Source organism: Leisingera aquaemixtae (genome assembly GCF_001458395.1).
Classification (GTDB): domain Bacteria; phylum Pseudomonadota; class Alphaproteobacteria; order Rhodobacterales; family Rhodobacteraceae; genus Leisingera; species Leisingera aquaemixtae.
Genome location: NZ_CYSR01000026.1, coordinates 53432 through 78356, shown reverse-complemented (window position 1 = coordinate 78356; position 24925 = coordinate 53432). Strand labels below are relative to the sequence as shown.

28 protein-coding genes are annotated in these 24925 nt (G+C 63.8%); 11 read left to right on the top strand and 17 right to left on the bottom strand.

The genetic code is table 11. The annotated features are described in order from the left end of the window. Nucleotide 1: 1 nt before the first annotated feature. On the bottom strand, nucleotides 2–706 hold the full coding sequence (locus tag PHA8399_RS12700) for a response regulator transcription factor (RefSeq protein ID WP_058286514.1): 705 nt from the start codon (nucleotides 704–706) through the stop codon (nucleotides 2–4). A 344-nt stretch (nucleotides 707–1050) separates the two neighbouring features. On the opposite strand from PHA8399_RS12700, the gene PHA8399_RS12695 reads away from it, so the two are divergent. Both PHA8399_RS12695 and PHA8399_RS12690 read left to right on the top strand, forming a co-directional pair. Then, nucleotides 1051–2649: a phosphoenolpyruvate carboxykinase gene (locus PHA8399_RS12695; protein WP_058286513.1), complete on the top strand. Its 1599-nt coding sequence runs from the start codon at nucleotides 1051–1053 to the stop codon at nucleotides 2647–2649. A gap of 229 nt (nucleotides 2650–2878) precedes the next feature. Next, entirely contained in the window at nucleotides 2879–3499 is a 621-nt protein-coding gene (locus tag PHA8399_RS12690) for a methyl-accepting chemotaxis protein (protein ID WP_145977035.1), read from the top strand. Here the strand turns inward: PHA8399_RS12690 and dgt are convergent. The 3 genes from dgt to PHA8399_RS12675 all read right to left on the bottom strand — a co-directional run bounded on the left by dgt (nucleotide 3496) and on the right by PHA8399_RS12675 (nucleotide 6602). Then, nucleotides 3496–4851 carry a dGTP triphosphohydrolase gene (gene dgt, locus PHA8399_RS12685; RefSeq protein WP_208856300.1) on the bottom strand — a complete coding sequence of 452 codons (1356 nt, stop codon included), beginning with the start codon at nucleotides 4849–4851 and terminating at the stop codon, nucleotides 3496–3498. The genes PHA8399_RS12690 and dgt overlap by 4 nt on opposite strands. A gap of 63 nt (nucleotides 4852–4914) precedes the next feature. After that, the gene (locus PHA8399_RS12680; RefSeq protein ID WP_058286511.1) at nucleotides 4915–5811 is read right to left on the bottom strand and encodes a cation diffusion facilitator family transporter; all 897 of its coding nucleotides are present in this window, start codon (nucleotides 5809–5811) and stop codon (nucleotides 4915–4917) included. Between the two features lie 23 nt (nucleotides 5812–5834). After that, on the bottom strand, nucleotides 5835–6602 hold the full coding sequence (locus tag PHA8399_RS12675) for a sulfite exporter TauE/SafE family protein (protein WP_058286510.1): 768 nt from the start codon (nucleotides 6600–6602) through the stop codon (nucleotides 5835–5837). A gap of 145 nt (nucleotides 6603–6747) precedes the next feature. Between PHA8399_RS12675 and PHA8399_RS12670 the strand changes: the two genes are divergently transcribed. The 3 genes from PHA8399_RS12670 (at nucleotide 6748) to PHA8399_RS12660 (ending at nucleotide 9935) form a co-directional block, all read left to right on the top strand. Then, on the top strand, nucleotides 6748–8433 hold the full coding sequence (locus tag PHA8399_RS12670) for an acyl-CoA dehydrogenase family protein (RefSeq protein WP_058286509.1): 1686 nt from the start codon (nucleotides 6748–6750) through the stop codon (nucleotides 8431–8433). 175 nt (nucleotides 8434–8608) lie between these two features. Further along, nucleotides 8609–9283, top strand: coding sequence for an SGNH/GDSL hydrolase family protein (locus PHA8399_RS12665; RefSeq protein WP_058286508.1), 675 nt, complete (start codon nucleotides 8609–8611; stop codon nucleotides 9281–9283). Nucleotides 9284–9542: 259 nt separating this feature from the next. Further along, a complete protein-coding gene (locus tag PHA8399_RS12660; protein WP_058286533.1) occupies nucleotides 9543–9935 on the top strand; it encodes an META domain-containing protein in 393 nt (130 codons plus the stop codon). Here PHA8399_RS12660 and recO read toward each other — a convergent pair. From recO to era, 3 genes are all read right to left on the bottom strand, one after another. Continuing rightward, nucleotides 9919–10644, bottom strand: coding sequence for a DNA repair protein RecO (gene recO / locus PHA8399_RS12655; RefSeq protein ID WP_058286507.1), 726 nt, complete (start codon nucleotides 10642–10644; stop codon nucleotides 9919–9921). The two genes, PHA8399_RS12660 and recO, sit on opposite strands and share 17 nt — an antisense overlap. Before the next feature lie 69 nt (nucleotides 10645–10713). After that, nucleotides 10714–11043: a DUF1491 family protein gene (locus PHA8399_RS12650; protein WP_008557039.1), complete on the bottom strand. Its 330-nt coding sequence runs from the start codon at nucleotides 11041–11043 to the stop codon at nucleotides 10714–10716. Between the two features lie 94 nt (nucleotides 11044–11137). Beyond that, nucleotides 11138–12043 carry a GTPase Era gene (gene era, locus PHA8399_RS12645; protein ID WP_058286506.1) on the bottom strand — a complete coding sequence of 302 codons (906 nt, stop codon included), beginning with the start codon at nucleotides 12041–12043 and terminating at the stop codon, nucleotides 11138–11140. Between the two features lie 201 nt (nucleotides 12044–12244). Here era and PHA8399_RS12640 point away from each other — a divergent pair, with 201 nt between their 5' ends. Further along, nucleotides 12245–13627 carry a multicopper oxidase family protein gene (locus tag PHA8399_RS12640; RefSeq protein WP_058286505.1) on the top strand — a complete coding sequence of 461 codons (1383 nt, stop codon included), beginning with the start codon at nucleotides 12245–12247 and terminating at the stop codon, nucleotides 13625–13627. A 4-nt stretch (nucleotides 13628–13631) separates the two neighbouring features. On the opposite strand, the gene rnc is transcribed toward PHA8399_RS12640, so the two are convergent. From rnc to folK, 9 genes are all read right to left on the bottom strand, one after another. Continuing rightward, on the bottom strand, nucleotides 13632–14309 hold the full coding sequence (gene rnc, locus PHA8399_RS12635) for a ribonuclease III (protein WP_058286504.1): 678 nt from the start codon (nucleotides 14307–14309) through the stop codon (nucleotides 13632–13634). After that, a complete protein-coding gene (lepB, locus tag PHA8399_RS12630) occupies nucleotides 14306–15142 on the bottom strand; it encodes a signal peptidase I (RefSeq protein WP_058286503.1) in 837 nt (278 codons plus the stop codon). The genes rnc and lepB overlap by 4 nt, the downstream gene beginning before the upstream one ends. Nucleotides 15143–15200: 58 nt before the next feature. Next, a complete protein-coding gene (acpS, locus tag PHA8399_RS12625; RefSeq protein ID WP_058286502.1) occupies nucleotides 15201–15632 on the bottom strand; it encodes a holo-ACP synthase in 432 nt (143 codons plus the stop codon). Next, entirely contained in the window at nucleotides 15629–16048 is a 420-nt protein-coding gene (locus tag PHA8399_RS12620; RefSeq protein WP_145977034.1) for an ABZJ_00895 family protein, read from the bottom strand. Before PHA8399_RS12620 ends, acpS begins: the two co-directional genes overlap by 4 nt. 7 nt (nucleotides 16049–16055) lie before the next feature. Further along, complete coding sequence (locus PHA8399_RS12615; protein ID WP_058286500.1) at nucleotides 16056–16802, bottom strand: pyridoxine 5'-phosphate synthase; 747 nt, start codon at nucleotides 16800–16802, stop codon at nucleotides 16056–16058. A 105-nt stretch (nucleotides 16803–16907) separates the two neighbouring features. Further along, nucleotides 16908–17549 (bottom strand): DUF2062 domain-containing protein, encoded by a 642-nt coding sequence (locus tag PHA8399_RS12610; protein WP_058286499.1) that lies wholly within the window; start codon nucleotides 17547–17549, stop codon nucleotides 16908–16910. A gap of 42 nt (nucleotides 17550–17591) precedes the next feature. Then, entirely contained in the window at nucleotides 17592–19727 is a 2136-nt protein-coding gene (locus PHA8399_RS12605; RefSeq protein WP_058286498.1) for a RelA/SpoT family protein, read from the bottom strand. A gap of 38 nt (nucleotides 19728–19765) precedes the next feature. Beyond that, on the bottom strand, nucleotides 19766–20119 hold the full coding sequence (rpoZ, locus tag PHA8399_RS12600) for a DNA-directed RNA polymerase subunit omega (RefSeq protein ID WP_058286497.1): 354 nt from the start codon (nucleotides 20117–20119) through the stop codon (nucleotides 19766–19768). 94 nt (nucleotides 20120–20213) lie between these two features. Beyond that, nucleotides 20214–20783, bottom strand: a complete 570-nt coding sequence (gene folK / locus PHA8399_RS12595) for a 2-amino-4-hydroxy-6-hydroxymethyldihydropteridine diphosphokinase (RefSeq protein ID WP_058286496.1) — start codon at nucleotides 20781–20783, stop codon at nucleotides 20214–20216. 137 nt (nucleotides 20784–20920) lie between these two features. On the opposite strand from folK, the gene PHA8399_RS12590 reads away from it, so the two are divergent. After that, nucleotides 20921–21490, top strand: coding sequence for a LabA-like NYN domain-containing protein (locus PHA8399_RS12590; RefSeq protein WP_008555764.1), 570 nt, complete (start codon nucleotides 20921–20923; stop codon nucleotides 21488–21490). 65 nt (nucleotides 21491–21555) lie between these two features. Here the strand turns inward: PHA8399_RS12590 and PHA8399_RS12585 are convergent, their stop codons facing one another. Further along, nucleotides 21556–22017 carry a c-type cytochrome gene (locus tag PHA8399_RS12585; RefSeq protein WP_058286495.1) on the bottom strand — a complete coding sequence of 154 codons (462 nt, stop codon included), beginning with the start codon at nucleotides 22015–22017 and terminating at the stop codon, nucleotides 21556–21558. 142 nt (nucleotides 22018–22159) lie between these two features. On the opposite strand from PHA8399_RS12585, the gene ispH reads away from it, so the two are divergent. The 4 genes from ispH (at nucleotide 22160) to rnhA (ending at nucleotide 24915) form a co-directional block, all read left to right on the top strand. Beyond that, the gene (ispH, locus tag PHA8399_RS12580; protein WP_058286494.1) at nucleotides 22160–23110 is read left to right on the top strand and encodes a 4-hydroxy-3-methylbut-2-enyl diphosphate reductase; all 951 of its coding nucleotides are present in this window, start codon (nucleotides 22160–22162) and stop codon (nucleotides 23108–23110) included. Nucleotides 23111–23209: 99 nt separating this feature from the next. After that, entirely contained in the window at nucleotides 23210–23824 is a 615-nt protein-coding gene (locus PHA8399_RS12575) for a LysE family translocator (RefSeq protein WP_058286493.1), read from the top strand. A 34-nt stretch (nucleotides 23825–23858) separates the two neighbouring features. Further along, nucleotides 23859–24458, top strand: coding sequence for a class I SAM-dependent DNA methyltransferase (locus PHA8399_RS12570; protein ID WP_058286492.1), 600 nt, complete (start codon nucleotides 23859–23861; stop codon nucleotides 24456–24458). Further along, nucleotides 24451–24915: a ribonuclease HI gene (gene rnhA, locus PHA8399_RS12565; RefSeq protein ID WP_058286491.1), complete on the top strand. Its 465-nt coding sequence runs from the start codon at nucleotides 24451–24453 to the stop codon at nucleotides 24913–24915. The genes PHA8399_RS12570 and rnhA overlap by 8 nt, the downstream gene beginning before the upstream one ends. The last annotated feature ends 10 nt before the right edge of the window (nucleotides 24916–24925 follow it).

The following is a 24925-nucleotide window of genomic DNA, read 5'->3' as shown; positions in this document are numbered from 1 at the left end:
CCTATTCTTCATTATAACGGTAACCGATTCCATAAAGAGTTTCGATTGCCGCAAATTCCGGATCCGCGCTGCGCATCTTCTTCCTCAGACGCTTGATATGGCTGTCGATGGTGCGGTCGTCCACATAAACCTGGTCATCATAGGCCACATCCATCAGCTGGTCGCGGCTTTTGACAAACCCCGGCCGCTGGGCCAGCGCCTGCAGCAACAGGAATTCGGTCACCGTCAGCGACACATCCCTGCCCTTCCAGCTGACCGCGTGGCGCAGCGGGTCCATCCGCAGATTGCCCCGCTCCATCACCTTGGTCTCGGGGCTGCTGGTGCCGGCGGCATCGCTGCTGATCGCCTCCTGACGGCGCAACAGCGCCCGGATCCGCTCCACCAAGAGCCTCTGCGAGAAGGGTTTCTTGACATAGTCGTCAGCACCCATCCGCAGTCCCAGAACCTCGTCGATCTCGTCGTCCTTGGAGGTCAGGAAGATCACCGGCATCTGGGTTTTCTGGCGCAGCCGCTGCAGCAGGTCCATGCCATCCATGCGCGGCATCTTAATGTCCAGCACCGCCATATCGGGCAGCTTCTTGTTGAACGCATCCAGCGCCGCCTGGCCGTCATTATAGGTTTCGACCTCAAAGCCCTCGGCCTCAAGCGTCATGGAAACCGATGTCAGGATGTTCCTGTCATCGTCAACCAAAGCAATCTTTGACATTGGAATTGCCCCTAATCTGCTCTGTTCACTGTTTTGTTTTAGCCAACTTCATCGCCGTTCTGATGCGCCGAATCAATCCCATTTGAGGAATCGCGGCGATCTTTGGACTCTATTGGGGCAAAAATACCTTAGCGTCTGCTGAACAAGCGGGCGCTTTTCGCCATTGCAAATAATGGTTGCGCTAAACATCGCCTTGGTGGCGCTAACTAGGGTAAGCCGGCCTGTTCACCGACTAAAACGCCATGTTAAGACCGCGCCACCGGCAGCGACGCCGTTTTCTATTGCCCCAATGGCGCAGCCGCGCAGCCTGCGTGCCGCCCGCGCCGCCACAGGAGAAAAAACGCATGACATCTGGACGGGTTAACCCGCAATTCCGCCTCGAAGATCAGGGCATCGAGGGCCTGGGCAATGTCTATTACAACTTCATGGAGCCGGCGCTGATCGAAGCCGCGCTGAAGCGCGGCGAAGGCACGCTGGGCAATGGCGGCGCCTTCCTGGTCACCACCGGCAAATTCACCGGCCGCTCGCCCAAGGATAAACACGTCGTAAAAACCGACAGCGTGCGCGACACCATCTGGTGGGACAACAATGCGGCGATGAGCCCGGAAGGCTTTGATGCGCTTTATGCCGACATGCTGGAGCACATGAAGGGCAAGGACTACTTCGTCCAGGACCTGGTGGGCGGCGCTGATCCGGCACATGCGATCAACGTCCGCATGGTGACCGAGCTGGCCTGGCACAACCTGTTCATCCGCACCATGCTGCGCCGTCCTGACCGTGAAGACCTGGATGATTTCACCGCCGATTTCACCGTCATCAACTGCCCCAGCTTCAAGGCCGATCCCAAGCGGCACGACTGCCGCAGCGACACGATCATCGCGATGAACTTCGACCGCAAGATGATCCTGATCGGCGGCACCGAATACGCAGGCGAGAACAAGAAATCCGTGTTCACCCTGCTGAACTACCTGCTGCCGGAAAAGGGCATCATGCCGATGCACTGCTCCGCCAACCACGCCAAGGGCAACCCGGTCGACACGGCCGTGTTCTTTGGCCTTAGCGGCACCGGCAAGACCACCCTGTCCGCCGACCCCGACCGCGTTCTGATCGGCGATGACGAGCATGGCTGGGCCGACAACGGCACCTTCAACTTCGAAGGCGGCTGCTATGCCAAGACCATCAACCTGAACCCCGAGGCTGAGCCGGAAATCTATGCCACCACCTCCAAGTTCGGCACCGTGATCGAGAACATGGTGTTCGATCCGGAGACCAAGGAGCTGGATTTCAACGACGACAGCCTGACCGCCAACATGCGCTGCGCCTACCCGCTGCATTACATCTCCAATGCATCGTCCAGCGCCCGCGGCGGCCACCCGAAGAACATCATTATGCTGACCTGCGATGCCTTCGGCGTGCTGCCTCCGATCGCGCGGCTGACCCCGGCGCAGGCGATGTACCACTTCCTGTCCGGCTTCACCTCCAAGGTGGCGGGCACCGAGCGCGGCGTGACCGAGCCGGAGCCGACCTTCTCCACCTGCTTTGGCGCGCCCTTCATGCCGCGCCGCCCGGAGGTTTACGGCAACCTCTTGCGCGAGAAGATTGCCCAGCACGGCGCGACCTGCTGGCTGGTGAACACCGGCTGGACCGGCGGCGCCTATGGCACCGGCAGCCGGATGCCGATCAAGGCCACCCGCGCGCTGCTGACCGCGGCGCTGGACGGCTCCCTGGCGGATGCAAAATTCCGCAAGGACGCCAACTTCGGCTTTGACGTGCCGGTCAATGTGCCGGGCGTGCCGGAACTGCTGCTGGATCCGCGCCGCACCTGGGACGACAAGTCGGCCTATGACGCGCAGGCGGCCAAGCTGGTGCAGATGTTCTCCGACAACTTCGAACAGTATCTGCCGTTCATCGACGACGACGTGAAGGCCGCGGCCATCGGCTGAGGCCGACCGCATTCCCCTGAGGAAAGAAAACCCCGGCCCTGCGCCGGGGTTTTTCATTTAAGGAAATTAATTTTACCCTAAACACTTCTTTAACCCTTCCGGCGCAAATCTTCCGCAAGCGCAGCTTTGCGCCTGATTTACCGATATTTGCGCCGCATCCGGGGAGGGCGAAGTGGATAGAGAGGCTTTGACGGTTTTCAACAGCATATTCAGCACCGGAAGCGCTTTTGTGTACCGCTGCGCCAATGACGAGAACTTCACCATGAAATTCATGGCGGGACAGGTCGAAAAACTCTGCGGCTGCCCGAAATCGGACATTCTGGGAAACGCAAAGGTATCTTATGCCGGATTGACCCATGCAGAGGATATCGACCGCGTCTTTGCCGATGTGGATGCTGCCATTGAAAAGCGGGGAAACTGGGACGTTGCCTACCGGCTCAGCCGGCCCGATGGCTCCGAAACCTGGGTGCGCGAACGCGGCAACGCAGTGTTCAGCGACAGCGGTGAAATGATCTATCTGGAAGGACTGGTTGTGGATGCCTCGGCCGAGGTTAGCCTGCGCAGGGAACTGCAGGAGACGCTGAACCGCACCGAGGCGGCCAACGCCGAGATCATCAATCTTGCCGAGAACATCCTGCGGTCGGTGCAGAAGCTGTCCATTCTGGCCATAAACGCCGGGATCGAGGCCGCGCGGGCAGGCAAGGCGGGTCTGGGTTTTGCCTATCTTGCCCGGGAGATCAAGGCGCTGGCGGATGAGAACAACCGCTGGGCCAACCGCATCACCGACACGATGGCCCAGCGCAAGCGCGACGAGGCGCGGGAGGCCGCCAGCGGCTCCAAGGCCGGTTAGCGGGACACCGATCCCGCAACCATATCCCGCACCTTGAGCGCATAGCGGTCCGTCATGCCGGAGACGAAATCAGCCAGCGCGTGCATCGCCGTATAGGCGTCCTCCACCCTGCGCAGGTCCAGATCCACGGCACGGATCAGCTTGGCCCAGTAGCCGTGCCTTGCCTTCAGTTCCTCGACGTCCCAGCCGCACGCGGCCAGGTCGCCGTAAAGACCGTGGAAGTGGTCCAGCACCGCGTGCAGCACTTGGCGCCCGGTGATCTCCAGTTCAGTCTTGCGGCGGGCCACAAAGATCCGCTGCTCTGACAGCTCTTTCAGCCGGGCAAAGGCCTGCGCCTTGGAGGACACTTCCATCAGCCCGTCGTTGAATTCGCCCATCAGGATGGCGTCATAGTTTTCCAGAAAGGCGGTCACGGCGGCGTCGATCGACTGGCCGATGGCAAAGGCGCGCAGCAGCCCGATGCGGTCGCGCATCGGCAGGCCGCGGTCCTCGTTCGGTTTGCCGACGATCGCTTCCAGCGCCTCCGCAACCTCAGTGCGGTCCAAATCGCCCATGCTGGCCGCGTCCTCGATATCCAGAATGCGGTAGCAGATGTCATCCGCCGCCTCGACCAGAAAGGCCAGCGGATGCCGCCGCCGCCAGCCGCCCGGTTCGGCCGGAAGGCCCAGCGCCTCGGCGGTCTCTTCAAACAGCGCTGCTTCCGACTGGAACACGCCGAATTTCTTGAGGCCGACATAGGGCGCCTTGCCGGCCCCAACAGCCTCATCCCGCGCCAGACGGGTGCAGGGGTATTTCATGAACGCCCCCAGCGTCGCATAGCTGAGCCGCAGCCCGCCCTGCTGCTGCGCGTATTCCAAGCGCCCGACGATGCGGAAACCCTGCGCGTTGCCCTCGAAATGCTCGAACTCGGCGCGCAGGTGCGGCGGCACTTGTGCTGCGATGCCGTGGCCGGACCGGAACTGAGCTGCGAACCAGTCGCCGATGCTGTCCTCGCCGGAGTGGCCAAACGGCGGGTTGCCGATGTCATGCACCAGGCAGGCGGCCTCGACGTGGCCTGCCAGACGCGCCACCTGATCCGCTGCCAGGCTGCCGCGCTCCGCCAGCGCAGCTCCTACCCCTGCGCCCAGCGAACGACCCACGCTGGCGGTTTCCATGCTGTGGATCATCCGGTGGTGCACGTGGTCATGGTTATGCAGCGGGTGCACCTGGGTTTTCTGCGCCAGGCGGCGGAATGGCTCCGAAAACAGGATCCGGTCGTAGTCCTGCAGGTAGGCCGGGCGGCCCGGTTTCTCGCCATACTCCGGCCGGCACAGCCGCCCCGGGTTCAGCAGCCTGTTCCACTCCATCGCCATGCGCCTGCTCCTTTGCCTGTTTGACAGCGCTTAAACGGGAGGCCGGGCGGAATTGCAAACGCTTCAGCGCGGCTTGATCCCGGCCGGCTCCAGCTTGTGTTCGGGCTCCACGTGAATCACCGCCTGCGCATCCGGAAGCGCCGCTTTCAGGGCCGCCTCCACCCGGTCGCAAATGTCATGCGCGGCCTGCACGGACATGGCGCCGTCCACCACCATGTGAAACTCGACAAACAGGGCGCGGCCGGCGCGGCGGGTTTTCAGCCCGTGCACCTGCAGCGCCCCGGCCGCGGAGCGGTGGATGATCTCCTCGATTCGCGCGCGCTCCGCTTCGGGTGCGGCCATGTCCATCAGCCCGTTGACGGAGGACGCGATCACCCGCCACCCCTCCCGCAAGATGTTCACCGCCACCAGCAGCGCCAGCAGCGGGTCGAGAATGGCCCAGCCGCTGGCCAGTGCCAGCCCCAGCCCCGCCAGCACCCCGGCAGAGGTCCAGACATCGCTCATCAGGTGCCGCCCGCCTGCCGACAGCGCCGGAGAGCTCAGCCTTGCGCCTGCCCGCAGCAGGACTTGCGCCCACAGGAGGTTCACCGCCATCGCCAGCGCGTTGACCAGCAGGCCCGCGGGGGCCCAATCCGCCATCTCCGGCCGGGAAAGGGCGTTCACGGCCTCATGCACGATCACCAGCGCGGCGATCACGATCAGGATGCCTTCGATCACTGCCGAGAAGTATTCGGCCTTGTGGTGGCCATAGGGGTGGCCTGCGTCCGGCGGCCGCTGCGCATAGCGCACTGCGAACCAGGCCATTACCGCGCCGCCGATGTTCACCAGCGATTCCAGGGCATCGGACAACAGGGCCACCGAGCCGGTCATCATCCAGGCCGCGATTTTCAGCCCCATCACCGCCAGCGCAACAAAGATAGAGCCCGTTGCCAGCTGCTGCGCATTGAACCTTTGAGACATGATCCCTCCCGCCTGCGCCTTGCCTACATCAACAGCCCGCGGCGCAGCAGGTTCAGCCCCGCAACCAGCAAAACCACCAGCGTTGCCTGCCGGAACAGCGCCTGGTCGATCCGGTCATGCAACCGCCCGCCGATCCACATCCCCGCCACCGCCGGCACGATCAGCGCCAGCGAGAATGGTGCCGTTTCGGCCCGCATCACACCTGAGCCGGTATGCGCAACCAGAAGCGCCACCGCACCCAGGCCGTAGATCACCCCTTGCACCCGGATCTGTTCTGTCTTCTCGGTGCCCAGCGCCGTCAGGTAAGCCACCGTCGGCGGCCCCCAGACGCCCGAGACGCCGCCGATCAGCCCGGCAACGCCCCCCACTACAGCCTCGCTGCGGCGGCTGGGATTGGAGAGGGTGAGCACCTTTCCCATCAGCTGAATGCAGGCAAAGACCGTCACCGGCAGGCCAATCACAAGAAGCAGCGCCTGCTGCGGCAGAACCCGCACCATCTGCGCACTGAGCAGCAGGCAGACAAGACCAGTCAGCAGGAACACCCGGAACCGGCGGATCGAGGCCAGGGCGGCCGCCGGACCTTGCCGCAGCGCCTGCATCCCGTTTGCAACCAAGGTTGGCAAAATCAGCCCTGCAAGCGCCAAATCGGGCGCCAGAAACAGACTGAGGCCGGAGATAAAGATCATCGGCATGGCAAAACCGACCAGGCCTTTGACGGTGCCGGCCAGCAGCGCAATGCCAAATGCAGCCGACAGCTCCGCCGGGGAAAGGAGAGAAAACAGTGCCGTCATGCCACCGCTCTATCACATCCGCAGCGTGCTGCACTGGCAAAATCGACACGCAATATTTGATCCAAATGACACGCCAGTTAGTATTTTTGTTGCGCTGCACCTGCAAAATGATTTACCACCGGGCGACCGAAGAAGGATCTGATTCATGGCCCACGACGGACAGGACTTGCATATGAAACCGACTCTCATTCCCGACCTGCTGGCGCTGACCGCCGCATCGCTGGAACCGCTAAACCAGCTGTTTGAGGCCGCGCGCGCCTCGGTCAAGGATATGGTGAGCGAGGAGGGCCGGGTATCCGGCCGTCTGATCGAGGAAAACCAGGTGGCGGCACACGGGCTGTCGTGGCTTGCCACTTACGTCTACTGCCTGCGGCAGATGCAGAAATGGGCGGAAAACCTGCAGGCCGAAGGCAAATTCGGCGAGATGGAGCAGCTGATCCACCAGATCGGCTTTGGCGAATACCTGCTGCAGGTCAGCGGCGGCATCCAGATGAACCAGGGCGAGATCATCCGCCTGCAGGATCTGGGCCTGGGCGCTGACGCGCTGAACACGCTGAAGGTGCCCGCGGTGGAGACGCTTTGCGCGCATGGCAACAGCCAGGCCGCACGGACCCGGCTGGTGGAGCTGATGGAGGTGCAGGCCGGTTCCACCATGTTCGGCAACTCCGGCCTGGAAGAAGAGCTGGAGATGATCCGCGACCAGTTCCGCCGCTATGCGGTGGAGAAGGTCGAGCCAAATGCCCATGACTGGCACCTGAAGGATGAGCTGATCCCGATGGAGGTGATCGAGGAGCTGGCGGAGATGGGCGTCTTTGGCCTGACCATTCCGGAAGAATACGGCGGCTTCGGCCTCTCGAAGGCCTCGATGGTGGTGGTCTCCGAGGAGCTGTCGCGCGGCTATATCGGTGTCGGCTCGCTAGGCACCCGCTCTGAAATCGCGGCAGAACTGATCCTCTGCGGCGGCACCGAGGAGCAGAAAGCCAACTGGCTGCCGAAGCTCGCCAGCGCTGAAATCCTGCCCACCGCCGTCTTCACCGAGCCGAACACCGGCTCCGACCTTGGCAACTTACGCACCCGTGCGGTCAAGGACGAGAACGGCGACTACAAAATCACCGGCAACAAGACCTGGATCACCCACGCCGCCCGCACCCACGTGATGACCCTGCTGGCGCGCACCGACCCGAACACCACAGATCACCGCGGGCTGTCGATGTTCCTGGCGGAGAAGACCCCGGGCACAGATGAGCACCCGTTCCCGACCGAAGGCATGACCGGCGGCGAGATCGAGGTGCTGGGCTACCGCGGCATGAAGGAATACGAGCTGGGCTTCGACAATTTCCACGTGAAGCAGGAAAACCTGCTGGGCGGCGAGGAGAACAAGGGCTTCAAGCAGCTGATGGAGACCTTTGAATCGGCCCGCATCCAGACCGCGGCCCGCGCCATCGGCGTGGCGCAGTCGGCGCTGGATATCGCCATGCAGTACGCGCAGGAGCGCAAGCAGTTCGGCAAGGCGCTGATCAATTTCCCGCGCGTCTCCGGCAAGCTGGCGATGATGGCGGTGGAGATCATGATCGCCCGCCAGCTCACCTATTTCTCGGCCTGGGAAAAGGACCACGGCCACCGCTGCGACCTGGAGGCCGGCATGGCCAAGCTCCTGGGCGCGCGGGTCGCCTGGGCGGCCGCGGACAATGGCTTGCAGATCCACGGCGGCAACGGCTTTGCGATGGAATACAAGATCTCCCGCGTGCTGTGCGATGCCCGCATCCTCAACATCTTTGAGGGTGCTGCCGAAATCCAGGCGCAGGTCATCGCCCGCCGCCTGCTGGGCTGACCGCCGCCAGTGACCACCGCAGGGGAGCATTCCCCTTCTTGCCCGGCGTTCGCGCCGGGCTTTTTTACCACCCGGACCCGCGCTGCATGCGTCCGGTCCGAAACCGCAGCGCAAAATAACTTTATTTCCAGTACAGGTTGTTCGCTCCTTTGCGAAACCTGTTTAACAAGGGGGTATGACACTGCTGCGCTGCCTCCTCCTGCCATTCCTGATTCTTCTGTCCGCCTGCGGTGATGCGGTGCCGGCGGATCACCCGCGCATCCTGGCGATGGGGGATTCCCTGCTGGCGTGGCATAGCCTGGCGGGCAAATCGATTCCGGACACAGTGGCGCGGGAGTTGCAGGAACCGGTGGTGGACCGCTCGGTCTCTGCCGCGCGGATACTTTACAAACTGCCCCTTTCCGGCGCCGCCGGGATGAACATCCGCAAGCAGTACACGCCCGGGAAATGGGACTGGGTGATCGTGAACGGCGGCGGCAATGACTTGTGGCTCGGCTGCGTTGCCTGCGGCCGCAAGATGGACAAGCTGATCACGGCTGACGGGCGTGGCGGGGCCATCGCCGCGATGCTGTCAGAGCTGCGCGCAACCGGTGCCAAGGTGATCTACGTCGGCTATCTGCGCAGCCCCGGCGTGGGGTCGCTGATCGAGCATTGCCGGGACGAGGGCAACGCACTGGAAGCCCGCATCACCCGTCTGGCGGCACAGGATGAAGGTATCTTCTTTGTGTCAAACAAGGACATGGTGCCCCACGGCGACCGCTCCTACCACGCGCCGGACATGATCCACCCCTCGATCAAGGCCAGCGGCGAGATCGGCCGCAAGGTCGCCGAGATTATCCGCACAAACTGAATGGGTCTGCTCCCGCCCCCTTGCGGCGCATTCCTGGAATGCGCCTGAGGCGTTGAGCCGGGCGCCGTGCTGCGCACGGCGCGGCAGTGCCTCGCCGGAATGACACGGCAGGCGCCGCGCCCTGCGCGGCGCCGGGCCCAACGGGCGCAAGGCATTTCCAATGCCGCGGCGGCGGGCGGGAGCACTTGCTGCAGGCTTTGCTTGTGCGGGGCGCTGCCGCGTCCCAAATTGATTTGAGATGCTATTGCTGGAGGTCTTGATGCTGCGCGCTGCTCTGATCGGCTCCCTGCTGCTTGCAAACGCCTGCGCTGGGGATGAGAGCCTGTCGGCCTATGGCGCCGCAGGCAAGATGTGGCAGCTCCAGAGCATCGATGGTGCAGCCTTTCCAGCCTCCGCGCACCTGACGTTTCCGGAACCGGGCAGGATCGCCGGCCGCGGGCCTTGCAACAGTCTCCAAGGCAGCCAGAATGCCCCCTATCCGTGGTTTGAAACCGGGCCGCTGGCGGTGACGCGCGCTGCCTGCCCGGAACTGGAGGCTGAGGCCGCGTTCCTCCATACCCTGCAGGAGATGACGCTGGCGGAGGTGTCGGGCGATGTGCTGATCCTCAGCAACGAGGCGGGCCGCGAGATGCTGTTCAAAGACGGCGGCTGAGCTGATCCATGAGCCGCCCGCGCGCCTCAGGCAGCGGATGGTTGCCAAGCGACGGCGCCAGGTGCGCCTCCAGGAAGTAGCCAGTGGTTCGCAGGGCTTGCAAGATTTCGGCATCGTCAGCGTTGCCCTGGCCCAGCATCACCGGCGGCAGCGGCAGCAGCCGGTCCGCCCAGTCGCCTGCGCCTTCACGTGAAACAGCCCGGCCGGTTTTCGGCGACACGTAAGCCAGACCGAAGCGGCTGCCGGTCACGGCGCAGGCCGACAGGTCCAAGCCAAAGCCCATCTCCTCCAGCAGCGCCAGCTCCCAGCGCAAATAGGCCAGCGGCCAGAGGTCTTCGTTCCCTAGAAGGTCGAGCAGCTGTTCGCTGCGGGAATAGAGGTCCGGATGCGGTTCCCGCTCCGGCAGGCAAAAGGACAAGAGCGCCGTCACGGTGTTGAGCCCGGCCAGCGCCAGCCGCCCGGAGAGCGCGGCGGCAGCCCGGCTGCGCAGGGGTTCGGCATGGTAGCTGCCCAGGTGATCTTCAAGCCGCGCCCGCCAAGTCACGTCCAGCTGCGCGCCGGGCTGCAGGATAGGGGCCATCCGGCGGCCGGCGCCGCCGCGCACGACGCCTGCATGGCGGCCGTGGCCTTCGGTAAAGACGTCGATGATGGCTGAGCTTTCGCCGTGGCGGCGCACCGAAAGCAATATGCCGTGATCACGCCACTCCAACGCCCTGCCTCCCTGTCCTGCGGCCTGCCTTACCTGAGCGCATTGCCGGATGGGCTGCAAGCGGCAGGATCATTCGAGGCCGGGTTCGTCCAGCAGGTGGCGGCCCTGCCGGTCCTCGACCTCGACCACCCAGAGGTCGGGGTCGAACTCGCGCTGGCGGCGGATGGAGGCATCGACCTCCGTCTCGGCGCCGGCGGACAGCTCATCCCATTTGCGGTTGCCGCTCATCAGGTCGTAGGTGCGGTGAAAGGCGCGGGCCTGGCCGTCGAGCGTGTTGAGCTTGACCAGCACCGCGCCTGCGGTGTCGTCGCCATGCGCGGTGATGAAGGCCGGGATGTCCTGAAACCGCAGCCGGGCCAGGTAGGCATCCACCCAGAAGCGGGCGGTGAGGCGGGTCATGCCGCGCCCTCGCCTGCGCCCGCGCCAAAGGCGAGGGCGAGGGCGGGAGCCTCCGGCGGGAGTACTTTTGGAAAGATGAAAAGCACGGGCGGCGTCAATTGCCGTCCTTGAAGTCGAGGCCCATTTCAGAGTAGCGCTCCGCCTCTTCCAGCCAGTTCGGGCGCACCTTCACCTGCAGGAACAGATGCACCTTGCGGCCCAGGAATTCCTCCAGCTCGGCGCGGGCGGCCTGGGAGACGGATTTGATCGTCTCGCCGCGTTTGCCCAGAACGATCCCCTTGTGGCCGTCGCGGACCACATAGATGATCTGGTCGACGCGGGCGGAGCCGTCCTTGCGCTCTTCCCATTTCTCGGTCTCGACGGTCAGCTGGTAGGGCAGCTCCTGGTGCAGGCGCAGGGTCAGCTTCTCGCGGGTCATTTCCGCCGCGATCATCCGCATCGGCAGGTCGGCGATCTGGTCTTCGGGGTAGAGCCAGGGGCTTTCCGGCAGCTTCCCCGCCAGCCATTTGCGCAGGTCATCGACGCCATGGCCGCGCTCTGCCGAGATCATGAAGGTTTCGGCGAATGCGTAGCGGCTGTTCAGGTTTTGGGCCAAGCCCAGAAGTTTTTCCGCGGGCACCTTGTCGATCTTGTTGATCGCCAGCGCCACGGTGCGGCCTTCGCCGATCTCCGCGAGGCCTTCGAGGATGGTCTCAACCCCTTCGGTGATGCCGCGGTGGGCCTCGACCATCAGCACGACAACGTCAGCGTCCGCAGCGCCGCCCCAGGCGGCGGCCACCATCGCCCGGTCCAGGCGGCGGCGCGGCTTGAACAGGCCGGGGGTATCGACGAACACCAGCTGCGCATCACCCTCCATCGCCACGCCGCGGATGCGGGCGCGGGTGGTCTGCACCTTATGGGTCACGATTGAGACCTTGGCCCCGACCATGCGGTTCAGAAGGGTCGACTTGCCCGCGTTGGGCTCTCCGATCAGGGCAACGAATCCGGCGCGTGTGGTCATCTGTACTGGTCCTGTTTGCAGAGCCGATCCCCTACAGGATTTTACCCACAGGGGCCAGAGGCGTTTTCACGGGGCTTGGGACAGCGTCGCACAGGCTTGCCCTGTGTCAAAGACCTGTGGCAGATCCCGTGGGAGACCCGCAGCGCCAAGCCACACCGCGAGCCAGGCCTTTCTTTGAGTGCACATAAAAGGGCTTGCCTGATGAATCGCCGTGACTTTCTGCTGGGAACAGCTGCAACTGCAGGGGTGCTTGGCTCGGGCGGCTGGGGGCTGACGGCTGCCGGTGAGGCGCAGCGGCTTATCATCCAGCCTGCCAGTTTCGCTTTCCGTGAGACGCCGACCGAGGGTCTGGTGAGCCTGTCACCGGACGCTCCGCCGCCGGTGCTGTACGGGACGCAAGGCAAACCCATGCGGCTGCGGGTGCAGAATGGCACCGAAGATTACACCGCGATGCACTGGCACGGGCTGCGGATTGCCAATGCGATGGACGGGGTGCCCTACCTGACCCAGATGCCGATCGCAGGGGGCGAGGTGTTCGATTACGCGTTCACCCCGCCGGATGCCGGCACCTATTGGTATCACCCGCACTGCATGACCATGGCGCAGATGGCGCACGGGCTGACCGGGGTGATGGTGATCCGGGAGGCGGAGGACCCCGGTTTTGACGGTGATCAGGCCATCAACCTGCGGGATTTCCGGCTGGATGATCAGGGCGCGTTCCTGCCCTATTACACGGCGCGCGGGGCGGCCCGCGGCGGGACGCACGGCAATGTGCTGACGGCGAACTGGCTGCAGGCGCCGGTCTATGATCACCCGGCGGGCGGGCTGGTGCGGCTCCGGGTGGTGAACACGGACACCACGCGGATTTACAAGCTGCATCTGAGCACGGATCAAGCGGGTATCATTGCCTGGGACGGGCATCCGATTGAGTTTGATATGCCCCTGCCCTCAGCAAAGGAGCCACTGCTGGTTGGCCCCGGGCAGCGGGTGGACTTCGCGGTGCACATGCCTGCGGGTGAAGGGCAGACGGCGGATCTGCTGGCTGAGCTGCCGGGCCAGCCAACCCGCACCATGGCGCGGCTGATTTCAATGGGCGCGAATCTGGCGCGGGATTTGCGGGAGTTGAAGCCGCTGCCTGCCAACCCGATTGCCCGGCCGGATCTTACGAAGGCAGAAGTGCATGATTTCGTGTTTGGCTGGACACCGGAGGGCGGGGCGCCGAACGACGGTTATTGCGGCTCGATGGGTTACAGTTTCTGGTCGATCAACCGCACCCCCTGGGCCGGCGATGCCGCCAAGGGCTCCGGGCCGTTGGCCACGCTGGAGCGCGGCAAGAGCTATGTGCTGCGGCTGCGCAATGAATCGCCCAACCTGCATCCGATCCACCTGCACGGGCTGGCGTTTGTGCCGATCCGCTCAAACCTGCGAAAGCTGCCGGCGCTGGTGACGGACACCCTGCTGCTGCTGAAGGACGAGGTGACCGAGATTGCGCTGGTCGCCGACAACCCCGGCGACTGGGCGTTCCACTGCCATGTGATCGAGCATCAGAAGACCGGGCTAGCGGGCTATATCCGGGTGACCTGAGCGGTCAGCCGAGCTGTTCCAGCAGCGCCTTGGCGGCAGCTTGTTCGGCCTGCCGCTTGGAGCCTGCGGTGGCGTGTGCCTCGGTGCCGTCCTGCAGCCGCGCCGCGATGGTGAAGACCGGGGCGTGGTCCGGGCCGCTGCGCGACACCTCGACGTAAGTCGGCACCTTCTGCCCGCGCGCTTGCGCCCATTCCTGCAACGAGGTCTTGGCATCGCGCGCATCGGTCTCGACTAGGTGAATGCGTCCGCTCCACAGGCGCAGGATCATCTCCGCAGCCGCGTCAAAGCCTGCGTCCTTGTAAACGGCGGCAATCACCGCCTCCATCGCGTCGCCCAGCAAGGCCTGTTTGCGGCGGCCGCCGGACATCATTTCGGAGCGGCCAAGCTTGAGCACCGCGCCAAGGTCGATCTCCTTGGCGACATCGGCGCAGGCTTCCTTGCGCACCAGCGCGTTAAAGCGCGGCGCCAGCTGGCCTTCGGTGGCGGTCTTGTCATGCTCCAGGAGCGCGGTCGCCATCACCAGCCCCAGAACCCGGTCGCCCAGGAACTCAAGCCGCTGGTTGTCCTTGCGGTTGGACGACGACACGGACGCGTGGGTCACGGCGCGCTGCAGCAGGTCGGGGCGGGCAAATTTATGCCCGATCCGTTCCTCGAACGCACGCAATTCCTTGGACAGTTTCACTCGATCCCCTTGAAGAAACGGTCGCTCCGCCAGGTCCAGAAATACAGCATGGACCGCCCGGCAGAGGAGAACATGATCCGGTCGGCACGGCCGATCAGGTTTTCAAAAGGCACAAAGCCAACCCCGCCCGCAGACTGCGGCAGGCGGCTGTCGGAGGAGTTGTCCCGGTTGTCGCCCATGAAGAAATAGTGGCCTTCCGGAACCTGGTACACACCGGTGTGGTCCATGCCCTGGTTGGTGATGTTGAGCACGATATGCTCATTGCCGCCCGGCAGGGTTTCCAGCTTGCGCGACTTCTTGCAGATGGCCCCCTGGCCCACCGGCGCGTTTTCGCAGCGCGGGAAGGAGCCCTGCGGCCCCTGGCGTTCCATCACTTCCTCGAACTGGCCAGCGTCTTCCAGCTTGACCGGGGCGCCGTTGATGAACAGCACGCCGTTCTTCATCTGGATCTTGTCGCCCGGCAGGCCGACCAGCCGCTTGATAAAGTCGTTGCCGTTGACCGGATGGCGGAACACCACCACATCGCCGCGCTCCGGCTGGCCGCCCATCAGGCGGGTGTTGTCGCCGTCCAGAAAGCCGCAGATGTCCTTGGCGTCAATGTTCAGCCCGACCGCGCCAATGCGCACGCTGGGGCAAGAGGCATAGGAATAACCGTAGGCCATCTTGTTCACGAACAGGAAATCCCCGATCAGCAGGGTTTCCTTCATTGATCCGGACGGAATCCAGAAAGGCTGGAAGAACAGGGTGCGGAAGACACCGGCGATCAGCAGCGCGTAGACGATGGTCTTGATCGTCTCAAGGATCGAACTGCCGGTCTTTGCTTTGGCCGTCATCAGGCTCTCCGGTTTGGAAACAGGGTCCGGGGCTACATGCGGGCCTGCGGGGGCCAAGTCAAGTTCCCGAAGGTGATTCCGCCGGGTCGCTGGCGGACGGGCGCGCCTCGATCACCACGAAGGCCTGCGCCCAGGGGTGGTCGTCGGTCAATGTCACGTGGATCACCGCCTCATGGCCGGGCGGGGTCATCTCGCGCAGACGGTCGGCCGCCCAGCCGGTCACATGCATCACCGGCTGGCCGGTGCGCAGGTTGGAGACCGCCATATCCTTCCAGGCGATGCCCATGCGCAGACCAGTGCCCAGCGCCTTCGAGCAGGCCTCCTTGGCGGCCCAGCGCTTGGCGTAGGTGCCCGCCACATCACGGCGGCGCTCGGCCTTTTTCTGCTCCGTCTCGGTGAAAACCCGGTTCCGGAACCGGTCGCCGAACCGGTCCAGCGTCCGCTGGATCCGCTCGATATTGGCAAGATCGGTTCCGACGCCCAGGATCATTCTTCCAGCCGTTTCAAACCCAGCTTGATGCCATGGCCCAGAAACAGCCGGTTGACCATCAGGATGACCGCCAGCAGCAGCACACATACACCTGCCAGGAACAGGGCCGGAATCGTTTGCCGCGCCTCGGCCACCACCGGATTGTTCCAGTAAAGCGGCAGCTGCACGGCCGTCAGCACCGCCACAACCCCGGTCATTGCTGCCGCGTTGACCCAGGCCGCCCTGCCCGCCAGAGGTGCCCGGGTGGCCTGCGCAATGCGCATCCCTTCCAGCACGGCGGCAAACATCGGCGGCAGCACGGTTGCCAGCCCGGCCGGCATCCCGGCCCCAAACTGCGCCAGCAGCAGACCCAGCATCAGCATCCCGGCAGAGGCCGCCATCCACAAGAGCCCGTAGCGGATCAGATTGACGTGCATCGCCCCGTCACCCCCGCGCTTCATCCATCAGGCGGCGCATCTCCTGCACCGCCGGGGTCAGCCCGCGAAAGATCGCTTCGCCGATCAGGAAGTGGCCGATGTTCAGTTCCTTCACCTCCGGAAAGGCCGCAACCGGCTGCACGGTCTCATAGGTGAGGCCATGGCCCGCATGCACCTCCAGCCCAAGCGAATGGGCATAGGCAGACATCTCCCGCAGGGCCTCCAACTCGCGGTCGCGCTCCGCGACCTTGCCCTCGGCGTGGAAGTCGCAATAGGCGCCGGTGTGCAGCTCGATCACCTCGGCCCCGATCCGGTGCGCAGCCTCGATCTGCTTGCGGTCGGCAGCAATGAAGATCGACACCCGGCAGCCCGCCGCGCGCAGCGGCGCGATGTAATGCGCCAGGCGGTTTTCCTCGCGCGCCACTTCCAGCCCGCCCTCGGTGGTGCGCTCCTCGCGCTTTTCCGGCACGATGCAGACCGCGTGCGGCTTGTGGCGCAGGGCGATCTTCTGCATTTCCTCCGTCGCTGCCATCTCGAAGTTCAGCGGCACGCTCAGCGCCTCCATCAGCCCGTCAATGTCAGCGTCGGTGATATGGCGGCGGTCTTCGCGCAGGTGGGCGGTGATGCCGTCGGCGCCTGCCTCCTCCGCCAGTTTTGCAGCGCGGACCGGGTCCGGATAAGCGCCGCCGCGGGCATTGCGCACGGTGGCGACATGGTCGATGTTCACGCCCAGGCGCAGTTGGTTCTGTGTCATGAGAGGTCTCTCATCCGTCTGAAGTCAAAGCCTTGAGCCAAAGACTAGACAGACGGCGGGCAAGAGCAAGCCTGCAAGCGATAATGGTACAATCCGGCGCGCGGCTCAGGAGCCGGTGCTGACCTCGGCACGCTGCTTGATCGCCTCGAACTTGGCCTTGATCTTGGCCCGGCGGCGCTGCTGATAAACGCGGATCACCGGCAGGCTGAGCATATAGCAGACCGTGGCGCTGATGATGCCCGGGATGATGCCGCCGATCATGTAGGGATAAAATACCTCATTATAGAACAGGTGCAGCCCCTGCCAGTCGGCCGGCTTGTCCATGAACAGCGCAAACAGGTTGTCCTTCAGGTCGGCGCCCGCGGCCAGGAATTTGCCCGCCAGCGACTTGTCGACTTCCTCGTCGAACTCGGTGCCCAAGAGCCAATGACCGGTTTGCAGGCTGGCGACCCCGATCGGCACGTAGGTCAGCGGGTTGCCAAAGAAGGTGGCACTGAGCGAGGCCAGGATATTGCCGTTCATCAGCCGCGCGATGATCGCCGCCACCAGGAAATGCATGCCGTAAAAAGGCGTGAAGGTGGTGAATACCCCGGCCCAGATCCCGCGGGCGATGCGCTCGGGCGAATCGGGCAGCCGCCGCACCCGGTGTTTCACGTACAGGAAGGCCCGGCCCCAGCCGCCGCGCGGCCAGACGAAGTCCGCAAGCGCCCGGAGGGGCGAACGTCTGTCCCGGCGCCTGAATACCAAAGCTGTCCGTCCTTCCCAGTTCCGGCTCAGAGTTTCAGCGGCTTACCCCGGAAAATGGCGTTCTTCCGGCTTGTTCCGGAACCGCGCCACCGCGGCAACATCGCTTTCCGCCTCAAGCGTCAGCATCAGCGAGTGCAACTGCTCCACATCCCGCAGCTCCACATTGATCATAAGCCGGTAAAAGTCTGGTTTCCTGTCAACAAATTCAAGGTCCGAGATATTGGCCTTTTTCTCGCCGATCAATGTGCAAATGCGCCCCAGCACCCCGGCATCATTGCCGATGGTCAGTTCCAGCGTGGTGCCATAAGCTGCCGGATGGGTGCCGCTGTGCCAATGCACGTCCATCCAGCGCTCCGGCTGGTCCTCGAATTCGCCCAGCTTGTCGCAATCGGCAGCATGCACCACCACGCCGCGGCCGCGGTAGGTGATGCCGATGATGCGCTCGCCTGGCAGCGGCTGGCAGCAGGGCGCACGCTCAAAGCTCTGCCCCGGCTCCAGCCCGATCACCGCCCGGCGGGGTGAGATTTCGTCGCCATCGCCGGAGGTGGTCAGTTCAGGATAGACCGACTGCACCACATCATGCGCGGTGATCTCGGCCGCGCCCAGCCGTGCCAGCAGCTCGTTTACGCCGCTGGCGCGCAGCGCGCGGGCCGCGGTTTCCAGCGCCTTGTCCGTCGCCTTCTTGCCAACATGCTCAAACGCCGAACGCGCAAGTTCATGCCCCAGCTTCACAAACCGCGCCCGGTCAGCTTCGCGCAGGGCGCGGCGGATGGATGTGCGGGCCTTGCCGGTGGTGGCGATCTCCAGCCAACTGACCTGCGGGGTCTGGCCCTCGGCGGTGATCACATCCACCGATTGGCCGTTGCGCAGCCGGGTCCACAGCGGCACCCGGATCCCGTCCACCTTGGCCCCGACGCAGGCATGGCCGATGCGGGTGTGAATGGCATAGGCAAAGTCGATCGGCGTCGCGCCCTTGGGCAGCTTGATCACGTCGCCCTTGGGGGTGAAGCAGAACACCTGATCCGAGTACATCTCAAGCTTGACGGCTTCGAGGAATTCGTCGTGATCGTCCTCGGCGTCAAACTGTTCGGTCAGCGAGGCAATCCACTTGGCCGGATCGACGGCAAAGGGGTTTTCCGAGCGCACCCCGTCGCGGTAGGACCAATGCGCCGCAACGCCGGTTTCCGCCACATCGTGCATCTGGCGGGTGCGGATCTGCACCTCAACCCGCTTGCCGTCGCGGCCCGACACCGTGGTGTGGATTGAACGGTAGCCGTTGGATTTCGGCTGGCTGATATAGTCCTTGAAGCGGCCCGGCACGGCCCGCCAGCGCTGGTGAATGGCGCCCAGCGCGCGGTAGGCGTCTTCTTCGGATCCGGTGATCACCCGGAAACCGTAGATGTCCGACAGCCGCGAGAAACCCTGATCCTTGGCCTGCATCTTGCGCCAGATCGAATAGGGTTTCTTGGCGCGGCCAAACACCTCCGCCTCGATCCCGGCCTTCTCCAGTTCCAGCCGCATGTCGCCGGTGATCCGGTGGATCACGTCGCCGGTTTCGCGCTGCAGGGTCACAAAGCGGCGGATGATCGACTGCCGCCCTTCCGGGTTCAGCACGCGGAAGGCCAGATCCTCCAGCTCCTCGCGCATCCACTGCATGCCCATGCGGCCCGCCAGCGGCGCATAGATATCCATGGTCTCGCGCGCCTTCTGGGCCTGCTTCTCGGGGCGCATCGCCTTGATGGTGCGCATGTTGTGCAGACGGTCGGCAAGCTTCACCAGGATCACCCGCAGATCCTTGGACATCGCCATGAACAGCTTGCGGAAGTTTTCCGCCTGCTTGGTTTCGCGGCTGCTAAGCTGCAGGTTGGTCAGCTTGGTGACGCCATCAACCAGCATCGCCACCTCGCCGCCAAAGCGGCGGGCGACTTCTTCGTAGTTCGCCTTGGTGTCTTCGATGGTGTCATGCAGCAGCGCGGTGATGATGGTTGCATCATCCAGCCGCTGTTCAGTCAGGATTGCGGCCACCGCGACAGGATGCGTGAAATAGGGCTCGCCCGAATGGCGGAACTGCCCCTCATGCATCTTCTCGCCAAAGGCATAAGCCTCTGCGATCCGTGCTGCATTGGTCTTGGGGTTGTAGTTGCGGACCAGAGCAATCAGGTCGTCAGGGGATATCATGTCCGGTCCGCAGCCTCAAAATTCTCGGAACGCGCGCCTCAGCCCTGGCCCTGGGCCTCCATCAGCGCGCGCAGCAGTTTCTCTTCCGACATGTCGTCTTCAGCGGGCTTGTCGTGGTCCGCGCCCATCAGCAGAGCCATGGAATCCTCTTCCGGCTCGTCAACCTCGATCTGGGTCTGGTTGCTCTCGATCAGACGCTCGCGCAGCTCGTCCGCGCTCTGGGTCTCTTCGGCGATCTCGCGCAGGGACACAACCGGGTTCTTGTCGTTGTCACGTTCGACAGTGATCGGGGCACCAGCCGAGATTTCGCGGGCACGGTGCGCAGCCAGCATCACCAGCTCAAAGCGGTTGGGCACTTTATCGACGCAATCTTCAACCGTCACGCGGGCCATCAGCGACTCTCCAATTCAATTCCTGGTCCAGAAGGCAGACTTCTACGCCCAAATCTTTCTCTTGACAAGGGCGGAAAACACCGCATCGCGCGCGCTACAGAGGGCACACTTCGGCCACCTCTTCCGGCGGCAGTTCCGCCAGCATTTCGGCCGCGGTTTTCTGCAAGACCGGGTGGCGCCAGCGCGGCGCGATGTCTTGCAGCGGCACCAGCACAAAGACGCGGTCCTGGATGCGCGGATGCGGCAGGATGATCTGCCCCGGCGCCTCCTGCATCTGGCGTTCCAGCGGCAGCCCCTGCCAGCGGCGGTATCCTGCTGCATCCGGCAGCACCGCGCCGCCGTGGTCGAGCAGATCCAGATCCAGCGTGCGCATTCCCCAGCGCTGCTCCCGCACCCGGGCAAACTGCGCCTCGATTTCGTGCAGACGCGCCAGCAGGGCATCAGCGGACAGGGAGGTTTCCACCGCCACAGCGGCGTTTACGTAATCCGGGCCGGCACCGGCCGGAAAGCAGGGCGTGCGAAAGAACCGCGAGACACTGCGCAGCCTGATATCCTCTGCCTGCAAAGCGGCGATGGCCTTTGACAAGGTGACTTCCGGCGCACTAGCGTCAGCGGGCAGGTTACCGCCAAGTGCGATCAACGACAGTTTCCGGTTTCCGGCCATTTTTGACCCTATTTCAGAATGGCAGTATACTTGCGGCAGATGACAAATAACTTACATTAAGTCCACCCGTTTCGCCGTTTTCAAGCTCACACTCACGGAACTCAAGGCTGAGGCGGATATACCGGAAGGAACATTTGATGTTTTACAAAGACGAACGGCTTGCGCTGTTCATAGACGGGTCGAATCTGTACGCCGCGGCCAAGGCGCTCGGGTTTGACATCGACTACAAGCTTCTGCGGCAGGAATTCATGCGCCGCGGTAAGCTGCTGCGCGCCTTTTATTACACCGCTCTCCTGGAAAATGACGAGTATTCGCCGATCAGGCCGCTGGTGGACTGGCTGCATTACAACGGCTTCACCATGGTCACCAAACCGGCCAAGGAATACACCGACAGCCTGGGCCGCCGCAAAGTCAAAGGCAACATGGATATCGAACTGACCGTCGATGCCATGGAACTGGCACCGCGGGTGGACCATATCGTGCTGTTCTCGGGCGATGGGGACTTCCGCCCGCTGATTGCCAGCCTCCAGCGCCAGGGCGTGCGGGTTTCGGTGGTGTCTACCATCCGCAGCCAGCCGCCGATGATCTCTGACGACCTGCGCCGCCAGGCCGATAATTTCATCGAGCTGGAAGAGCTGCGCGACGTGATCGGCCGCCCGCCGCGCGAGCAGAGCGACCAGCGTTCGGCAACGGTCGCGCACGGTTGAGCGCAAGCAGCCGCCTTATACCCGGAGCGAGGCGCCTGATGGGGCGGCGCCTTCTCCGGACCTGATCAATTGTCTGCCTGGCTGTTTATCTGGTTATGGCGGGCAATCACTTTCGCTGGCCAGCGGCTCTTGATGTAGGCCAGCACTGCCAGCATTTCCTCCTCCGTCAGCACACCGGCAAAGCCGCCCATGCGGCTGCGGTAGCCGTTGCCAACCACCTCCGCAACGCCGCGCCGTGTGATGTCCAGCAGCTGCGCGTCCGGGTGATGCCAGGTGTGGCCGCTTTCGTCCTGCGGCGGCGCCGGCAGATAGCCGTCGCTGTCCCGGTCCTGCCAATTTGGCTCGCCTTGCAAGTCTGCTCCGTGGCAGCTGGCGCAGTGGTCCAGATAAACCGCCTCGCCCAAGGCCACTGCCTCCGGATCCTGATAGGGCAGGATCCCGGCGGCCTGCGGGCCGCTCTCCGCCAGCCAGTAATACCCGGCCGCCGCCAACCCGGCCGCAACGGTAACGGCAACCCCCTTCTTCATGCTGTCCCCATGCCTGTTGCTGTGCAAGGCGGGCTTTTGCCGCCTTCCCCCGCGGGAACCTCCAATCACAAACCTGTGAGGCCGCCCGGGCACTGGACCTCGCCGCCTGAACCGCTTACCTCTGGCGCCCAAGGAGACGCCCATGACCAAGCCAGCCCTGACCCTCTACCTCGCAGCGCCGCGCGGCTTTTGCGCCGGAGTGGACCGCGCCATCAAGATCGTCGAAATGGCGATCGGCAAATGGGGGGCGCCGGTCTATGTGCGCCATGAAATCGTGCACAACAAATTCGTGGTCGATTCCTTGCGCGAAAAAGGCGCGGTGTTTGTCGAGGAGCTGGACGAATGCCCCGACGACCGGCCGGTGATCTTCTCCGCCCACGGGGTGCCGAAATCGGTGCCCGCCGCCGCTGAGGCGCGCGAGATGATCTATGTCGATGCCACCTGCCCGCTGGTCTCCAAGGTGCATATCGAGGCGCAGCGCCATGCCGAGGCCGGGCTGCAGATGATCATGATCGGCCACAAGGGCCACCCGGAAACCATCGGCACCATGGGCCAGTTGCCCGAGGGCGAAGTGCTGCTGGTCGAAACCGCAGCGGATGTGGCAACGGTTGAGGTGCGTGACCCGGACCGTCTGGCCTATGTTACCCAGACCACCCTGTCGGTCGATGACACCAAGGGCATCGTTGCGGCTCTGGAAGCGCGTTTCCCGAACATTATCGGCCCGCACAAGGAAGACATCTGCTATGCCACCACCAACCGTCAGGAGGCGGTGAAATCGGTGGCGCCAAAGGCGGATGCCCTGCTGGTGGTCGGCGCGCCCAACTCCTCCAACTCCCGCCGCCTGGTTGAGGTCGGCGCCAAGAACGGCTGTGCGTACGCCCAGCTGGTGCAGCGCGCCGAAAACATCGACTGGCGCGCGCTGGAAGGCATCCGCTCCATTGCGATCACCGCCGGCGCCTCTGCCCCGGAACTGCTGGTCAACGAGGTGATCGACGCCTTCCGCGCCCGTTATGACGTGACCGTCGAGGTGGTGGAAACAGCCGTCGAAACCGTTGAGTTCAAGGTGCCTCGCGTTTTGCGGCAACCTGCATAATCTCCCTCCCGGGTGCAATCCAGGTTACAGAAAACACACCCGCCGCGGGTTAATCATGATACGCATTAATCCCCGGGTATTTCCTTCGGAGCTGCATTCATGATTACGCTGCACTTTCTGATCACTGCATTTGTTGTGGTCCTCGCACCCGGCACAGGGGTTATTTACACGCTGGCCCTGGGCCTCGGCCAAGGCTGGCGCGCCTCCATTTGGGCCGCGATTGGATGCACCCTTGGCATTGTTCCGCACCTCGCCGCCGCCACGCTGGGGCTGGCGGCGGTGCTGCACAGCTCCGCCCTTCTGTTCCAAATCGTCAAGGCCGCAGGCGTGGCTTATCTCCTGTATCTCGCCTGGCAGGCGCTGCGCAGCGGCGGTGCGCTGGCCGTGTCCTCGAACCGCACCAGCCAGCCGGGATGGAAAATCGCCTGGCGCGGAGCACTGATCAACATCCTCAACCCCAAGCTGTCAGTATTCTTCCTGGCCCTGCTGCCGCCGTTCCTGAGCGGAAATCCCGCCAGCGCCACACTGGAGATGTCGGTTCTGGGCCTGGTTTTCATGGCAATGACCTTTGCCATCTTTGTGCTCTACGGGTTGTTTGCTGCCCAGGCCCGCGCATACCTGTTGAACAGCGAGCGGGTGCTGAAATGGATGAGCCGCGGCTTTGCCGCCGTCTTTGCTGGCCTCGCGGCCCGGCTGGCCGTGGAGCGCGCCTGAACCGGCCATTCGCAGAAAGGAAACGAGGCAGGTCATGAGCGACCGGCAAACACTGGACGTCTACGCGGCAGCAGCCCGGGCTTACGCGGACGGTTTTGCCCGCCCCGATGACAGGTTTCACGATCCGGATTTCGCGGCCTTCATTGCCCGTCTGCCAGCCGGCGCCCGCATTCTGGATCTGGGCTGCGGACCGGGCCATTGGGCCGCCCGTTTCAAGGAAATGGGGTTCACGGTTTCCGCCATGGATGCCTCGCCCGAGATGGCGGAACTGGCGAAATCCGGTTTCGGGATCGAGGTTGAGGTCGCCACCTTCGAAGCAGTGAGAGGTAAAGGCCCTTTCGATGGCATCTGGGCCAACTTCAGCTTGCTGCACGCGCCGCGGGCTGACCTGCCCGGACATCTGGCGCAGGTTCATCGCGCCTTGAACCCCGGTGGTATCTTCCATATTGGCATGAAGCTCGGAGACGGCGAAGGGCGAGACAAGCTGGGACGTTTCTATGCCTATTACAGCGAGGATGAATTGAAAAATCTGCTTCAAGACGCGGGCTTCACCGTAACCCGGACCCGCCGCGGCAATGGCCAGGGCCTGGCCGGCGGCGTTGAAACCTACGTGATCCTGACCGCCCATGCCTGAACTGTTTGCTTATACCGACGGCGCCTGTTCCGGAAATCCCGGCCCCGGCGGCTGGGGCGTTCTGCTGCGCGCCATGGACGGTGACTCCATCGTCAAAGAAAAAGAACTGAGCGGCGGCGAGGGTGAGACCACCAACAACCGGATGGAACTGCTGGCCGCGATCAATGCGCTGGAAAGCCTGGCGCGGCCCTCCACGATCACCGTGGTCACCGATTCCGCCTATGTGAAGAACGGCGTCACCGGCTGGATCTTCGGCTGGAAGAAGAACGGCTGGAAAACCTCGAACAAGAAGCCGGTGAAAAACGTCGAGCTGTGGCAGCGGCTGGACGAGGCCCAGCGCCGCCACAAGGTGACCTGGGAATGGGTCAAGGGCCACGCAGGCCACCCCGAGAACGAACGCGCCGATGAACTGGCGCGCGCCGGCATGGCGCCATTCAAGAAAATGAAAGGCGCCTGATGCACGGGGC

Coding starts and splice junctions, on each gene's coding strand:
- PHA8399_RS12700 (WP_058286514.1), bottom strand. CDS start 706: ATGTCAAAGATTGCTTTGGTTGACGATGACAGGAACATCCTGACATCG.
- PHA8399_RS12695 (WP_058286513.1), top strand. CDS start 1,051: ATGACATCTGGACGGGTTAACCCGCAATTCCGCCTCGAAGATCAGGGC.
- dgt (WP_208856300.1), bottom strand. CDS start 4,851: ATGGCGATGGAGTGGAACAGGCTGCTGAACCCGGGGCGGCTGTGCCGG.
- PHA8399_RS12680 (WP_058286511.1), bottom strand. CDS start 5,811: ATGTCTCAAAGGTTCAATGCGCAGCAGCTGGCAACGGGCTCTATCTTT.
- PHA8399_RS12675 (WP_058286510.1), bottom strand. CDS start 6,602: ATGACGGCACTGTTTTCTCTCCTTTCCCCGGCGGAGCTGTCGGCTGCA.
- PHA8399_RS12670 (WP_058286509.1), top strand. CDS start 6,748: ATGGCCCACGACGGACAGGACTTGCATATGAAACCGACTCTCATTCCC.
- PHA8399_RS12665 (WP_058286508.1), top strand. CDS start 8,609: ATGACACTGCTGCGCTGCCTCCTCCTGCCATTCCTGATTCTTCTGTCC.
- PHA8399_RS12660 (WP_058286533.1), top strand. CDS start 9,543: ATGCTGCGCGCTGCTCTGATCGGCTCCCTGCTGCTTGCAAACGCCTGC.
- PHA8399_RS12650 (WP_008557039.1), bottom strand. CDS start 11,043: ATGACCCGCCTCACCGCCCGCTTCTGGGTGGATGCCTACCTGGCCCGG.
- era (WP_058286506.1), bottom strand. CDS start 12,043: ATGACCACACGCGCCGGATTCGTTGCCCTGATCGGAGAGCCCAACGCG.
- PHA8399_RS12640 (WP_058286505.1), top strand. CDS start 12,245: ATGAATCGCCGTGACTTTCTGCTGGGAACAGCTGCAACTGCAGGGGTG.
- lepB (WP_058286503.1), bottom strand. CDS start 15,142: ATGACGGCCAAAGCAAAGACCGGCAGTTCGATCCTTGAGACGATCAAG.
- acpS (WP_058286502.1), bottom strand. CDS start 15,632: ATGATCCTGGGCGTCGGAACCGATCTTGCCAATATCGAGCGGATCCAG.
- PHA8399_RS12620 (WP_145977034.1), bottom strand. CDS start 16,048: ATGCACGTCAATCTGATCCGCTACGGGCTCTTGTGGATGGCGGCCTCT.
- PHA8399_RS12615 (WP_058286500.1), bottom strand. CDS start 16,802: ATGACACAGAACCAACTGCGCCTGGGCGTGAACATCGACCATGTCGCC.
- PHA8399_RS12605 (WP_058286498.1), bottom strand. CDS start 19,727: ATGATATCCCCTGACGACCTGATTGCTCTGGTCCGCAACTACAACCCC.
- rpoZ (WP_058286497.1), bottom strand. CDS start 20,119: ATGGCCCGCGTGACGGTTGAAGATTGCGTCGATAAAGTGCCCAACCGC.
- folK (WP_058286496.1), bottom strand. CDS start 20,783: ATGGCCGGAAACCGGAAACTGTCGTTGATCGCACTTGGCGGTAACCTG.
- PHA8399_RS12590 (WP_008555764.1), top strand. CDS start 20,921: ATGTTTTACAAAGACGAACGGCTTGCGCTGTTCATAGACGGGTCGAAT.
- PHA8399_RS12585 (WP_058286495.1), bottom strand. CDS start 22,017: ATGAAGAAGGGGGTTGCCGTTACCGTTGCGGCCGGGTTGGCGGCGGCC.
- ispH (WP_058286494.1), top strand. CDS start 22,160: ATGACCAAGCCAGCCCTGACCCTCTACCTCGCAGCGCCGCGCGGCTTT.
- PHA8399_RS12575 (WP_058286493.1), top strand. CDS start 23,210: ATGATTACGCTGCACTTTCTGATCACTGCATTTGTTGTGGTCCTCGCA.
- PHA8399_RS12570 (WP_058286492.1), top strand. CDS start 23,859: ATGAGCGACCGGCAAACACTGGACGTCTACGCGGCAGCAGCCCGGGCT.
- rnhA (WP_058286491.1), top strand. CDS start 24,451: ATGCCTGAACTGTTTGCTTATACCGACGGCGCCTGTTCCGGAAATCCC.